Here is a 15074-nt window from a genome sequence, read left to right as displayed (position 1 = left end):
AATCGCGCAATCGGCGTCGCCGATCGGTGGGTCGCCTTCGGTGTCCACGATTGCCTGTGACAGGTCGATCAGATAGCACTTCTGGTCGAGCAGGAAGTCATCGTCGACCATCGGATCATCGATGAACGTGATGACGACTCTGGTATTGCCGCTATCGAGATAGACGTCGTTCGGGGTGATGAAGCGAAATGCACGGGGTCAATTCTTGAAATGTACGGGGTCAACTGACACATTCCGGTCAATGCACGGGGCAATGTACGAGGTCAACTCTCGACTCCTGACACATTCCTGTCCAACTCCTGCATCGTTTGTTGCCTGACCAATTCATCGTGCCAGGCAACCTCCCTCCGCAAAGTCAAGCGCCGGGGCTGTGTCAAGCGAAGTCCGCCCACCGCTGCTCTCTGTGATCTCTATGCCCACGTGGTGAACCTGCACGAACCGCCAACCCGCCAAGCAGACATCTGCGGGCACACCGGCGTACCGGCTACGCTTTCGCGTATTTGGCGTGCTTCACGGTTCGAACTTCGCCCAAATGTCAAGAGTCAAGAGTTGACCCCCTTATCGCATTTGGTCAGGATACTTCTGTCTCGCCCAAAAGGGCTCCGCACCTCCCGTCCTGTCGCCGACAGCCACGCTCAAGGGCAGTGCGGTTTCACTGACCCAACCCTGTCTCGGATGAACGTTCTTGCTCATACCCGCCTCTCGCCATGCAGGCGGGCGTGGTTTTCTTCGTGCATATCCCAAGGAAAGAAACGAGTTATGAAAGGTAGCCCAGTTGAAAGCCAGCTTGAACGGCTGGCCGGGTGTCCGGCGCAAACTGGACATGCCATTCCACCCGCTCGAACGCTGGAGCAACCCGTCTCGGCCCGGCAGTTTAAGGGCACACGCCTCGCTCGCAGGAGAAGTGCATAGTCTCACCTGATTCGGAGGATGACCGGGTAGTCCATTGCCAGCAGTCCCTCGATGACCATAGCGTCGCCGTCGGTCTTGGCCTCGATTTTCTGGACCAAGGCGTGGAAGGTGTCGACCGCGTCGACCGACTTGCCGGCCGCATTGGCGATTGTGACGCTGACGCGCTTGCCGGCGTAGTCGTCTTGCGGGCTGATAACCGACCAGATGGCGACGAGCATTTCGCCGTCGCGGCCGCGCAAGGTTTCGCAACGCAATTCCGGGGCGTCGCCCGTGGCCGTTGCCTTGATTGTCGGGTCGGCGTGGGCTCCGCTGAGCAGTGTGGTCATGGCCTGGATCGTGTAGTAGACGGGTTTGCGGCTCAGTTCGCCGGTTCTGAGGATTCCCCAGTCGTAGACGGTGTTCTCGTTGACCAGCGACCACCAAATGCTGCGAACACCGGTCAGCGTGCCCTGGAGGAAGAACCTGGCGGCCTGCTTAGCCTCGGTAATTTCGGTGCCGCCCTGGTGAGGGGAGTCTTCCCGAGTTGGAATGGCATTCCACTCGTTGGCCCAGAAATCGAAGTGCGGGTTGAAAGGCGAGAACGTCCGTCTCAGGAAATCGAGCATTTCGCGATTGGTGCTGAAGCCAAGGTCGGCGGGGGAACGGCTGACCTGCTTTCCATCAATGATATCGAGCGATCCCGCGCCGGCCTCTGGGAAAGGGGCTCCGTAGGGATGGAACGCGACCGCGTCGAGGTGCGGGCCTCCGCCTTCGGCGAGAGCCTTTGAGAGAAAGACGGGGGCCAAGGCGGCCGTGCCCCCCACCAGGACGCCGCAGTCGGGATCGACTTCCTTGATGGCTTTGGCCGTCTCGCGGAGCAATGTGCCGAAGGCTTTCGGGTCCGGCGGGCTGCCGTACCAAGCCCAACTGTTCGGCTCGTTCCAGATCTCGTACCACTTGACGCGCCCGCGGAAGTGGTTGGCCACGAAGCGTGCGTAATTCACGAATGCCTCAATGGATTCCGGTTTTGTCGGCCCGGCGCAGCCCATGAAAGGATGCCCATGTCGCCAGAGCGGGCCGAGGTTTGCGTGCGGCGGAGTCTCTTCGTAGAGGGCATTTCCGTAACACAGGCAATAGACGATGTTCACGCCGTTGCTGACGGACTCTGTGATTGCCTGGTCGGTGGTCGGGTCGATGGCGTACTCACCCTTCTTCTGCTCGACGATGGACCAGCAGGTCCAGTCTCCCCACTGTCCGATGCGATTCCACTTTACGCCGAGGTTGTAGAGTTCGGCGTAGGTATCGCGTATCACCTCGGCGGAGTTGAAATAGGACCGGAAGGTCCAGGAGGCCTTGGCGCCGGCACCCGCGGCGGCGGCGGCGACGTTCTTGTCATCGGTATTGATGGCCTCGATTTCCGACAGGCGGAAGTAGTACGTGGTTCCGCAATCGGTGAAGAAACCGGAGGTCGGGGTAAAGCGGGTGGCTTCGATGCAAATCGCATCGGCCTGCACGGGTCGCGGAAACGTGATGGCATAAGGATGTTTTTCGCCCTCGCCGGCCGACGGCGGCAGACTGGCGTGCCTGATCTGCTGAACCGTTTTCCATGAGCCCCGATCGCGCACCTTGATGTCGAAATCGGCCGGGAAGCCCTCTGCCCGCCAATAAGGCAGGAGGCGGAGCTCCTTAATTGCGGACGTGGCGGAGAAGTACACTTCGACCCACTCCGACGATCCGGGCACGGGCGTGGCGTGAGCCCTTCCGGACCAGCTCGTCTCAGGCTTGCCGTCGATGAGGTGTTCGGGCTCGAATACGACTTCGAAATCGCGCGATCGCGGCAGGTGCGCGGCGACTCCGATGCAGCTATCAGGCAGCTCTGATGATTTCACGGTTGGCAGGGCTTCCATGGTCGCGTCGCTGTTCTGCTGAAGCGGTACGGGTGTGGGCATGAATCGCCATACGCCTCCGACGCCGGTGCACAGCTCGCGTGGATTGGGGCGGTCAACACATACGGTTCGGCGTGTCCTGACGACGGAAAAGCCCTCGCCAACCCATTCGGCCTTAATCTCGACACTGCCTTTTCGTTTCCCTGTCACCTTCAGAGACATTCGCAGGGACTGGTCGGGTGATAGGGCTGGGATAGGCAGCTCTGTAATTCGATCTCCGAATTTTGATCGAATCTCTAACGGCGGCTGATCGCCCGTATCGCTCGTTTGTGCGGATCGGCCGGTTTCGTTGCCGGATGCCGCGATGTCTGCGGCAGCGGTCGCGGGAGCGTTTACCGAACCGAAGCGAATCCGGGAGGGTTTGAGCGGCAGAGCGCCTTGGTTGGCGACCTGCACGATCAACTCGGCTGAGTCGTTGAGCTGCAAGATGGGCCGGGGCATGTAAAGAGCCTCAATAACCGGCCGTGGACCGGATGTGGCCGAGATGACCTCGACGTCGTCCACCAACCACTCGCCGGCAGCCGCCGCGGTCCGTTCGTTGATGCGAGGCGCGACGATCACTGCATTCACACCGGCGTGAGAGCTGAAGTCGAACTCGGCGCGTCCCTGGTGCCACCGGCCATCGCCGACATGTTCGACGGGCAGTTCGTATCCGGCGCGAACCACCTCGGCAGCATCACCGGCGACCGCGATCACGAACAGTCGAAGGTTTTCCCCGCCGGAGTCGGACCGGACAATCTGATACCAAAACGTCACAACGCCCTTAGTAGCAGGGATCGGGTCGGAGTTTATGCCCACGTAGCAATCCGGCGTGGCCGACATGCGAACGGCGATCGAGCCAGCGTGGGTCGTCTTGTCGATGATCACCGTTCCCTGACCGGCGGGGTTGTGCACCGCCGTCCAGTTCATGGGGAAGTTATCGCCAGCGCGGTTGAGCAACTCGAACCCGGGGTTCCTGCAGAGGTTGTCCGGCGTCTGACCGGAGGCCCGGCCGGGCAGGACCATCAATACCGCCGCTACCACAAACAGGTATCGCATCCATGCCTCCTGTCGAAATGGAAGGACTTGCGACCTTGTTGTCACGTGCCTGCCGAACAAGCTTGCCGCCGACAGGTCACTGGGCCGGCCTGGTTGCCGGCAGGTATATAATTCGATCCGGCTGATTGGGAGCATAGGCGTTTCGTCGCGGGATCTTCAGCCGGTCAAACGGTTTGTAGTCCTTGATCGCGCCGACACGGGCGATTCGCAACGAGTTGCGCAGCAGCCCACGGCCGTTGTTGCAGTCGCTGAACCTGCCCTCGCCATAGCCCGGGCCCTTGCTGCCGGAGAGATTCGACGAGAAATACCTCAGGCCGATGATCTTGTTGCTTTCGTCCCTGAGCCAGTTGATGAAAATCACTGAATGGCCGCCGGGCGGAGTGGTGCTATAGCTCAGGAAATCACCGGGGCGGACTTCCTCGAAATCGGTGATCGCCCGCCCGAGGCCGTAGCTGACGATGGCCCGCTGTTCACTGTCGTCCTTGCCTTCGATGTACCAGAGCTGGAGCATATTGAAGAGGTCGTGGAAGGTCATTCCGTTGAAGTCGTCGGGGTCGAGCCCTTTCTGGATATTACGGAGCTTCATTGCCCGGATGAAGATCTCGAAGGTCAGTCCGCAGCAATAACTGCACCGTGAGCCGTCGGGGTAAGCCTTCGCGACGATCATGCCCTTGTACCACATATCCTGCGTCACGCCGTTATAAATGTCGTACTCACGGGGCTTCCAACTGCAATGATATGGATAAGAGCCGTCGATGGGATAAGCGGAAATGACCTTCAGCACATAGGGATTGAGTGATCCCTCGGCGTCGTCTGCGATCATCTCTTCGCAGGCGTAGGCGGCGGCCAAGGCCTTGTCAACGGGGGAGAAGCCTCTTTCGTCAAGCGGGTACGGCGTGGGCGTATAGGAGTAGCGTTTGGGCACAGGAGCCGGGCTGGTAGCGGGCGGTCGGGTGGGGCCGACCGGCGTCGGGTGACAACCCGTCAGCAGGCCGGCCAAAGACAGAATCATCAGACATCTTGAGAAAGCGATTGTGTGACAACTCACGGAATTGCCTCCTTGTTCTCTGCGAAAAGACACGCATTGGCCTGAATCAACAAGGCCGCCCGGCAATCGGCGGCTGAGCCGGCAATCAACCCCGGCCAGTATACATGGGTTTTGGCGACTTGGCACCCCCAGACACCACGTGCCACGGGCTGACAATTCGCCCATGGCGGCGTAGACTGTCGATCAATCAGAGGTTTCGTTGCAGCAGGAGATTGGCATGCAAGTCGCAATCACGGCAATCATCAGTCTGATGGCGGCGAGCAGCATTTGCGCTCAGGCGGCCCAAGAACAGAACAAGGCCACTTTGAACGCGGGTTGCGAGCCGTCGGCGAGAACGTCCGGAACGGCTGGTGGAAGCTTGTGGGAAGACCTCTTCCCAATCCTACCCTGGAGTCCGGTGCACGGGTGGAGGCCGCCGTACGGAAACCCTCGGTACGGGGTTGAAAGCATGGCCGAATGCAATTTCACCGTCTCCGGCTTTGCTCGGACGGAAGACCTTCCGGTCTGCGAACGATTGGGCTTGGCCGCCATCATGGCCCCGCCGGATGACGAGGTGCCATGGAAGCGGCCCTGGCGGGCCCTCTCGGACGAAGAGATCGACCAGCGTCTGAGGACCATGGTCAAGCTGGCCGGGAACAGCTCTGCCGTCCTGGGCTATTTCATTGTTGACGAACCGGGCACCCGGGAGTTTGGGGCGCTGGCCAAAGCCGTCGCGGCCGTGAAGCGGTACGCACCGGGGAAGCTTGCGTACATCAATCTCTTCCCCGGTTACGCGACCATCGGTGCCCCGGACAAGTCGCAATTGGGCGCGGCGAGTTTCACGGAATACCTCGAACGATATGCCGCCGAGGTCAAGCCCCAGTTCATCAGTTACGACAACTACATGATCCAGTACTCGGACGATCTTCTTGACGCCGGGCGGGCAAAAAACTATTTCGCCGATTTACTTGAGGTCCGCCGGGTCGCACTCAAGCACGATCTGCCCTTCTGGAACATCGTCTCGTCGAACCAGATCCGCAAGAACACAACCATTCCGTCACCGGCCAACATGATGCTTCAGGCGTACACCACTCTGGCGGCAGGCGGCCGGGGTCTGTCCTGGTACACCTACTACGGCGGGAGCGGGCCGAGACCTGCTTACGCCTATGCGCCGATCGATCACACCGGCAACAAGACCGAGACCTGGGGATACCTGCAGTTGGTCAACCATCAGGTCAAGACGCTGGGGCGGATCATGAATCGCCTCAAATCCACAGGGGTGTTCTTTGACGGGCCAGGAATGCTTGATTCGCTGCCGCCGCTGCCGGGTCGAATCATTAAGGAGGTTCATTCGACGATCTCGCCTCGGGGCTTCGCGAAGACGTCGTTGCCGGTCATGATCGGCGAGTTCACCGATGATTCCGGCAGCGATTACGTCATGATCGTCAATCTGAGCATCGAACGGTCGGGCAATCTCCGCATCACATTCGCCAAGGCATACGGCAGCAAGGAGATTATCTCCGCCCAAGATGGGCATGTTGTCGCACTGGACGAGGAGAACGGCCTGTGGCTGACGGCGGGCCAGGGGGCGCTTATCCGCCTCAGGTGAGCAGTCCCGGCGCAACTAGACGGCTGGGATTCACGCGTCACCTGCTACGGGAACCTGGCGGGGAATCAGGGGCGGTTCTGTCGGTTCGCGGAGATGAAGCTGATCAGCGAAGTGGTGTAGGAGAGAGACGGCCGGCCAAGGCGGACCCTGTGGAGCTAAGGCGGACCGCCTTTTTGCAGGCCGCAACCCAAGCGCTCTGCGATCCAGAAACATGCGCGCAAAATGCGCATTAGTCGCGACGGAAGAGACTAATCGAGCTCCTTTGACCCGCCGACAAGACCGTCTTCCAGGGTAGCGCCTGTCGAGGCTACGGCATCACGTCCGGCAGAGGGATGGTAACCCCATGCTCGGCGGAACGTCGGGCGGCGTCGAGGATCTCGGTGGCGATCATGTTGACCTTCAGTGAGGAGGGACCGGAGGGCAAGACCTCACCTCGGACAACGGCCGCAAGGTAAGAGATGGAGTCTTGCATCGGGGCGGCGATCGGCTCGGCCTTGTTCAGCGTTTCGGCTGCATGAAGTGTTCTCATCCTGTACATATCTCTTTCGACCGTCAGATATTGCCCCTGTTCTCCGTAGATCTCGATGTCCTTGCGGTTGAAGGGCCAGTTCCACGAGGCCTGGATGATCACTTGGGCCGTGGGATAGGTCAGCACGATCGTGGCTTCGTCATCGACGCGCTCGTACACGGGGTCTGATTTGAGCTTCTGGGTCACGGCGGTCACGGACAACGGGCGCTGCTCGCCCATCAGATAGGTTGCCAGGTTCGCCCCGTAGCAGCCGAAATCGAACAACGCCCCCCCGCCGTTGCGGACGGGGTCGGTGAGCCACTCCATGAACTCCCTGGGCATCCCGATCTCTTTGGGGCCTTGGTGCCCATCGTGGGCCACGATCTTACGGATAGGGCCGATTCGTCCCTGTTTGGAGACCAACTGGTATGCGGCCTGGGTATTCGGATACCATGTCGTTTCGTAGTTGACGACAACGTGGATCCTGCCCTCGCGGGCGGCTTTCTCGATCGCCCGGGCGTGTTCCATCGTGGTCGCGAGGGGCTTTTCCATCATGACGTGAATGCCGCGCGGGGCACATGCTTGGACGACCCTGCGATGCTCGAGCGTGTCGGTGAACACGGCCGCCGCCTGCGGCCGGGCAGTATCCAGCATCTGATCCAGGTCTTTGAATCGGATCGACTCGGGGAACTTGTGCCTCTCGCCGTAGCGGCGAAGCAGTTCCTCGCGAGGCTCAGCCAAGCCGACGATCTCGACATCGGTTCGCCTGACCGCATCCTCCAGAAAACCGTAGACGTGGCCGTGGACAAGACCGATGACGCCGATTTTGACCTTGTCTGTCGGGGGGATCGAGGTGGCGGCGGCAGCGGCCGGCACGGTGGTTCGCCCACACCATGCGAGCATGACCGGCAAGGCGCAAAGCCTGGAGAATCTCATACATCACCTCCCTGAATGCAACCGTCTGCTCATTGCCGGGCTCGTTGGGTCGTCAGGCCTTCGTACCATGTCTCAATCGCCGCGCCCGGCCTCGGGAACCCGGATCCATCGGCGCAGTGTTACCAAACCGACCGGCGCGATTGTAGTTATCAATGCGATGATCAGCCAGAGTGTACCGGAATGCCTGTCGCCTGCTTCGGGACAATAACGGGCAAGCAGAACGCCAGAGAACGTGGCCACGAAGAGCTTGGCCAGAAAGAAAGGAAGATACGACAGAGCCATGTAGGAGGCTTCCTGTCCTTTGGGCGCGATGCAAGCTGCGTACTCGTAGAGCCGCGGCGAATAGATGGACTCGCCGAGCGAGAGCAGAACGATGAAGAGAAAAATCATGACGTACCAAGGGCTGACGCTACCGGGGACTCCAACCCGATTCCTCGCAATCTCGACGGAGAAGACATCCTCCAGCACAGGCCGTGTGGCGGCGAGTTGCCGTCCGTCAGCAAACCGGATGTGAACGGTACTCTTGCGGATCATCCGCGACAGATCATGTGCGAGCGCCGCCCGCAACGGATGGTCGCTCGCGGCGATGTGCGACGGGTATGCATCCTCGAGCAAAAGTCGATTCTGGAGTACTGACAGATTGGAGAGGACATCCTCCGAGCCACGGGGGTCGAGCTTCAGCAAAGCTCGCGTCGCTTCCGACAACTGAATAGCGCGGAACACGTCGCGATGTTTTTCGCAGAAGGACTCGTCTTTCAGTACCCGGTTCAACTCCTCCAACAACACAGCGATTCTTTTCGTGGGGGGCAGATTCGCATCGGTCATTTTCTGCCTCTGGGCGGCGGGGAACCGTCCCCACAGGTAGTCCGAGACGGGCCTGGTTGCCGGCTCCGGATCCTTCTGCAACCTCGCCACGAAGGAGTCAGGATCGGCAATGTCGGCCGCAATCAAGAGCGCGGAACTTGGATGTTGAGTCGACCGGGATATTCTGTCAGCCACCGCAACCCGCCGATGAAGCAGGGCTCTTGTTGCCTCCGAGAACGATTCGCTCACGGCAAGGGATGCGGGATCGGAAGCAGAGGCAAACCTGCGGGTCAGCGACGGGAGGTCGAGGAAATCGTCAGGCGTGAAGCGTGAACCGCCTCCGAGCCAGGTGTTTGCGATCAGATGACCCAATCGCCCATCCGCGAGAGGCTGGAACCACGCGGGGGGCATGGCCATGATGAACACCGACGCGGCGGCGATGGCGCTGCCGATGGAGACCATTCTGTATGCGGAGATTCGCTGAGAGATCGCGCCGACAAGAGGGACAAGGAAGATGATGAGAAACGGGTTGATGGCCCAGAGACGCCCGACTGCCGCTCCTTCGCCAAGTTCGCGGATGCCGAACTTGGGATAGGTGTAGTACATCTGAATGAAGATCAGCCGGACGAAGGCGGCCAATGCCAGGAAAGCGAGAAACTTATAGAAACCTGACTGCCGCCACAGGCCCGCAAAGATCCGGGCGCTTTCGCGCAAGGTGTCCCGAATCATGAGTATCAGGGCGGACAGCACGTTTTCGTGCGGGCCCTTTCGTTCTCCGGGAGTTATCTTCACACCTTCGTCGGTGGCTTCGACGCCCTCGCGTATAAGCCAGACGATGGGCAGCATGAGGATCTCGACGATAAGGCTGATGAGGAAGAGCGTGCGGTAGGACGTCAGCTCGATTCCGACCAGCGGCAGGGTAAACCGGCCATGCTCACCGAGTCCTTCGCGGACGTAGTCGAAAATATAGCTTGCGATAAGAAAGCCGACGTTCATCATTGCGTAGAAGATCGAGAACGAAATCGATCGCTGAGCGGTAGTGGAGTATCGGCGGATAGCGGCCACCAGCACAGGTGTGCCCAAGGCCTCGCCGAGAGCCAGCGGAAGCAAACCGGCTCCCAGGGCCACCCACGGGATGGCCGTGAATGTCATGACCGCCCGGGCTCCTACGCAGACGATGACGCCGAGCAGGAAGGCTTTGCGGAGACCGATCGCGTCGGTCAGAGAGCCGACCAGCACGGTGAGCAGCGTCATCAGCGCCGACCACGCTCCCACCCAATATCCGGCGTGCTCATCGCTGTAGCCAAGGTCGTACGACAACCAGAGGACGAATGTCGTGTTCATGACGCTGTAGGCGATTATGCCCAACAGTTTGATGGCGAAGGTGATCCACAATTCGCGAGCCGCGCCCTTCAGGACGGTGAACCGACCAAGGAAACTGACGCTTTGGGTCACAGCATCGCTCATTGTGGCTCCATTTGTGCTGTCGGATGTCGGACGATCCGTCGGCATGTCTGCCAACAAGCGACAAAGACGGACGCAGCCCCTTTCGGGGCTCCTGCCTGCCGCGTTCCGCAAAGAATAGCGGGTCTCGTAGATTTCCGCCAGATAGTCGGCGGAAGATGGTGGGCCGGGGCCATGCACCCATTCGGGCGGCCTTACCGGGCGAGGCGCTTTTGCATTCACCGATGTGTCGTTTCCCCGCTCGTGGTATAGTACTCATCGGGGCGCAGGAGCCGGCAGAGGTGGACGGCCTGCTCATCACCTTCCATGTTACCGGCAAGTGGTTTTCCCCTTGCTTGACCGAGTTGTCCTCCGCGGGTTTTCAGAGCGGACAGACGTCAAGCTCGGGGACGTATCGAACAAGAAGGGGCATCTATCGGCAAGGGAAGGACCATCTGATGAGACACGCCATCGTGCGGCGGGCGATCGTGGCGACGGTACTGGCGGCGTGGCATTCATGTGCGTCTGCACAAGACAGAGCCGTTTGGCATGAGTATCCGGACGCGTTCAAGCAGCGTTTGGGCCAACGGATTGAACCGGCGACCCGGCCAGGGGAACCAGGGCCGGTACTCATGCTGGATTCGTCCACGGTCGATGCGCCGAAATCACCCGCCGACTTCAAACAGGCCTGGCACCAGCCGCCGGTGTCGCAGGGGCTGACCGGCCAGTGCTGGGACTTCTCGGCAACGTCGTTCCTGGAATCAGAAGTCCACCGCCAGACCGGCCGTGAGTTGCGGCTGTCCGTTGCCCACACATACTACTGGGAATTTGTCGAGAAGGCCCGGGAATCTGTCCGCACGCGGGGGCAGTCGGTGTTCAACAGGGGCTCTGAGCCCGATGCCGTCTTGCGGATCTGGCGGAGCTACGGGGTGGTACCGGCCGAGGCTTATTGCGGGCTGGCAGCAGGTCATGAGATTCTCCAAGATGCGGCTGCGTACCACGAAATCGCAGCTCATCTGGCAAAGGTGAAGCTGGAGGGCCGATGGGACGATTCGCTGGTCGTCGCCGCGGTTCGAAGAATCCTCGACAAGCATCTGGGCCGCCCGCCGGAGACGGTAACGACCGACGGCAAGGTCATGACGCCGCGGGAGTATCTCAGACAGGTCGTCAGACTCGATTTGGATGACTATGTCAGCGTCATGTCGACCATGCAGGTTCCTTATGACCAATGGTCGGAGTTCAAGGTGGTGGACAACTGGTGGCACAGCCGTCGGTACTATAACGTTCGCCTCGACGACTTTGTAAGGGTGATCCGACACGCGGCCCGCGTCGGTCGAACCGTCTGTCTGGGTATCGACAACACGGAGCCAGGCTACTGCTTTCGTGAAGGCTTTGCGGTGGTGCCGACGTTTGACATTCCGCCGGTTCTGATTGACGACGGCGCGCGCCAGATGCGGCTCTTCAACGCATCCACGAGCGACGATCACGATGTCCATCTGGTGGGATGGTTGGAGAAGGAGGGGCAGATGTGGTACCTGATCAAGGATTCGGGGACCAAGGCCTGGAACAACTCCCACAATGGGTACATGTTCTATCGCGAGGACTACGTCCGCTTGAAAGTCCTCTGCGCCCTGCTGTCTCGGGACATCATCGAGCAAGCCCTGGGACGGGGGATCGGAATGCCGCCCCTGGATCGCTGATACGTTGCCGCCCGCAGGCAATTCGGCAGGTCTCGCTGCGCTCGACCATGCCCCACGGGAAAATCGGCAGGGCTTGCTGCGCTCGACCATGCCCTACCGGGAAAATCGGCAGGCAGATCGGCAGGGCTCGCTCCGCTCGACCATGCCCTACGGGAAAATCGGCAGGGCAAATCGGCAGGTCTCGCTGCGCTCGACCATGCCCTACGGATTTTCCAATCCGTCGGTGATCCATTCCAGCGAGAGCCTTGCAAAGGTGATCGTCTCGTAAGGACTCTTTTCACCGCGTTCGTACAGGCACCCGATGGTCATGTCGGGCAGTACCGCCAGGGCCGAATAGGCTGACGGGCCGGAATACATTTCCTTTGCCACCGGCCAAGACAACCCTTCATCATAACTGACGCGAATGGTCATCTTCTCTCTCTTGATGCCGGCGGGGTTGGCAAACAGGAGCCGGTTCTTGCTGAAATTGGGTCGTTTGGTAAACCGGATGAAGCTGGCCTGGCAGACGGGCTCGACCAGCTCCTTGGCCCACCAAATCGGCGACCACGACAGCCCCCCGTCGCCGCTGGTCGCCACCGCCCGGTGATTCTGCCTATCTTCGCCCCTGGCGTAATTGCGCATGTTGAGCATTAAGGACCCGTCGACCAGTTGGACTACCTGGCATTCATTGACGTGGTTTCCGACTACCCCGCCGATTTTCCAGGTCTCCCCATGATCGTCGCTGTAAATAACGTGTGATCGCCGGATATCCTCGGGCTCGGCTACGTTGTGGTCACAGGGAATCACCATCCGGCCGTTCTCAAGCTGAATGCCGCAACCCGGACCCGTGGCGTACCAGGTCCACTCGGGCAGTTTCGTGTCGGCAGTGATATCGACGGTCATCGTCCACGTTTGGCCCTCGTCGATGCTGCAGCAGGCCCAAACGGTCCGCGTTTGCCTGGCCACGCGTTTGAGAATCTTGTCTTCGCTGTCATCACCAAGGTTGCCGGTGAGCAGCAGTCGGATCCTCCCCGTCCGGCGGTCCACGACCGGACAGGGGTTTCCGATAGTGTTTGGGCCGTGGTCGACAACGAGCTGAACGGGGTTCCAGTTTTGGCCGTTGTCGGAACTGCGTCGCAGCAGAATGTCGATGTCGCCGTAGTCAGCAGCACTGTTCTTGCGGCCTTCGCAGAAGGCCAGGAGCGTACCCTTGGGCGTGACAATCAGCGAGGGAATCCGGTACGTGTGATAGCCGCCCTCGCCCGACTGAAAGAGGACCCGTTCCTCGAAGATCGGCTTGCTACCATAGGAAGGCCGTGGTTTCGTGGCCGCGCAGCCGCATGCCAGAGCGCAGGCAAAGAAGCTTATTGCGTAATAGCAGCACGACGACCCATTTCGTATCATCGTCACACCTCGTTGACCGGCCTTCAGGCGTGCACGATCACCCGGCATTGCGGTATTGCGTCCAGAAACCGCTTGCCGTATCGCTTGGTCTTGATGCGTCGGTCCAGCACGACCACCTTGCCGTGATCACTCCGCGTGCGGATCAGCCGGCCGAAGCCCTGCTTGAACTTCAGCACCGCCTCGGGAAGCTGATAATCCATGAAGGGGTTGCCGCCGCAAGCGCGAATGTGTTCGATCCGGGCCTCGACCACGGGCCGGTCGGGCACCATGAACGGCAGCTTGACGATGATCACATTGGTGAGAGCCTCACCGGGCACATCGACGCCCTGCCAGAAGCTGTCGGTACCGAAGAGGACCCAGCCGGGCTCATTGCGAAACCGCTCCAGCATCAGGGAGCGCGGCATGCCCTCGCCCTGGACCATCAACCGGAGGCCCATATCCTGCAGTCGACTCCGCAACCGGGCGGCCAGATCGCTCATCATCTCATAGCTGGTGAACAGCACAAAAGCATGGCCGTCGGTCGACTCGATGTGTCTTGCCACCGCGTCGGCCGCGGCCGGGAGGAACGCGTCGGCGTCATCCACCTCAGGCATGCCGGCCTCGATGTGGAGTTCGGCCTGTCTTTGGTAGTCGAACGGCGATCCGAGCTGGATCTCATCGGCCTCATCGAGTCCCAGGCGCGAGCGGATGTAGGCAAAGCCGTTCTTCCGCCCCACGGCCAGTGTCGCACTGGTCAGGATCACGCTTCGGTTTTTTCCGAAGAGGTGCTCGCGCAAGTGTTCGGCGACGCTGATGGGTGCTTCGGAAAGCGTGATGTCTCCTGCTTGTGGGCCCCGACCCTCCAGCCAGCGAACGGTATTCGGTCGTGCTTCGCCGAGCAAGCTCTCGAGTTCGGCGGCCAGCGCACCGGTTCTTTCCGCCAGGCTGGCCAACTCGACGAGGTCCTCCTGCCTGGTGATTCGGTCCTGCAAGGCGAGAAGCGCGAAGGCTTTCCGTCAGGGGATCATCGACAGGAATTCGATCGGTCACCCGGCCGTTGGGACGGCCGTGGAGTTGCTTCCAGTCCCACAAGTCTTCCCAGAAGCGATGCGCCGCGAGGCGGGCGCGGTGAACGGCCCGAAGACTCTCCCGGGCACCGAACACCGACAGAAAGCCACGACCGGTGCGTTCGCTGTGGAGGCGGTTCAGCAGGAACCGAACCTGGCCCTGGGAGACCGACTGACCGAAATGGTCTGCGGCGACCGCCTCCAGGGTATGGGCTTCGTCGATCACCACGAGTTGATACGGCGGCAGGATCGAGACTTTTCGTCTACCGAGGGCCAGATGGGTCATCAGCAGTGCGTGATTCACCACCAGAATCTGGGCATGGGCCGCCCGGCGGCGAGCCCGCTGATAGAAGCAGGCGTTGTAATGCGGGCAGGGGCGTCCGAGACAATTGCCGTGCTCGCTCCGAACCAGTTCCCAGACACGGGGATCGGGCACGGGGTCCAGCTCGGCGAGCGAACCTTCGGTCGTCTTGTACGCCCAGTCCTCGATTCGCCAGAGCTCGTCACGCAGCGAATCGGCAAACAGCGAGGTCTGTCGTTCGCTAGTCTGTCTCAATCGGCGAATACACAAGTAGTTGTTCCGCCCCTTGACCAGGACGGCAGTGAACTCTTCCGGTCCGACGGCTGCGAGGAAAGGCACGTCTTTCTGTATGAGCTGTTCCTGGAGGGCAATCGTATGGGTGCTGATAACGACCCGCTCGTTGGCCTGGGTGACCCTCTGAATGGCCGGTACGAGGTAGGCA

The 15074-nt window shown here is 60.6% G+C and carries 9 protein-coding genes; 3 read left to right on the top strand and 6 right to left on the bottom strand.

Annotated elements, in window-relative coordinates:
- Nucleotides 1-914 precede the first annotated feature (914 nt).
- The gene (locus PLL20_18695; protein HPD32024.1) at nucleotides 915-3875 is read right to left on the bottom strand and encodes a discoidin domain-containing protein; all 2961 of its coding nucleotides are present in this window, start codon (nucleotides 3873-3875) and stop codon (nucleotides 915-917) included.
- Nucleotides 3876-3951: 76 nt separating this feature from the next.
- Complete coding sequence (locus PLL20_18690) at nucleotides 3952-4923, bottom strand: hypothetical protein (protein HPD32023.1); 972 nt, start codon at nucleotides 4921-4923, stop codon at nucleotides 3952-3954.
- A gap of 448 nt (nucleotides 4924-5371) precedes the next feature.
- On the opposite strand from PLL20_18690, the gene PLL20_18685 reads away from it, so the two are divergent.
- Complete coding sequence (locus PLL20_18685) at nucleotides 5372-6511, top strand: hypothetical protein (protein HPD32022.1); 1140 nt, start codon at nucleotides 5372-5374, stop codon at nucleotides 6509-6511.
- 307 nt (nucleotides 6512-6818) lie between these two features.
- Here PLL20_18685 and PLL20_18680 read toward each other — a convergent pair whose 3' ends face one another.
- Entirely contained in the window at nucleotides 6819-7955 is a 1137-nt protein-coding gene (locus PLL20_18680; protein ID HPD32021.1) for a Gfo/Idh/MocA family oxidoreductase, read from the bottom strand.
- A 72-nt stretch (nucleotides 7956-8027) separates the two neighbouring features.
- Nucleotides 8028-10226 carry an MFS transporter gene (locus PLL20_18675; GenBank protein ID HPD32020.1) on the bottom strand — a complete coding sequence of 733 codons (2199 nt, stop codon included), beginning with the start codon at nucleotides 10224-10226 and terminating at the stop codon, nucleotides 8028-8030.
- Between the two features lie 434 nt (nucleotides 10227-10660).
- Between PLL20_18675 and PLL20_18670 the strand changes: the two genes are divergently transcribed.
- On the top strand, nucleotides 10661-11902 hold the full coding sequence (locus PLL20_18670) for a C1 family peptidase (GenBank protein ID HPD32019.1): 1242 nt from the start codon (nucleotides 10661-10663) through the stop codon (nucleotides 11900-11902).
- A gap of 201 nt (nucleotides 11903-12103) precedes the next feature.
- On the opposite strand, the gene PLL20_18665 is transcribed toward PLL20_18670, so the two are convergent.
- Nucleotides 12104-13285 (bottom strand): sialidase family protein, encoded by a 1182-nt coding sequence (locus tag PLL20_18665; protein HPD32018.1) that lies wholly within the window; start codon nucleotides 13283-13285, stop codon nucleotides 12104-12106.
- 23 nt (nucleotides 13286-13308) lie between these two features.
- Nucleotides 13309-14217, bottom strand: a complete 909-nt coding sequence (locus PLL20_18660) for a helicase C-terminal domain-containing protein (GenBank protein HPD32017.1) — start codon at nucleotides 14215-14217, stop codon at nucleotides 13309-13311.
- Nucleotides 14218-14239: 22 nt separating this feature from the next.
- Between PLL20_18660 and PLL20_18655 the strand changes: the two genes are divergently transcribed.
- A partial coding sequence (locus PLL20_18655; protein ID HPD32016.1) for a hypothetical protein occupies nucleotides 14240-15074 on the top strand: 835 nt, incomplete at its 3' end.

The sequence above is a fragment of the Phycisphaerae bacterium genome (genome assembly GCA_035384605.1).
Taxonomy (GTDB): Bacteria; Planctomycetota; Phycisphaerae; order UBA1845; family PWPN01; genus JAUCQB01.
The sequence above is the reverse complement of the archived record's forward strand: the minus strand, read 5'-3'. Positions and strand labels throughout refer to the sequence as shown.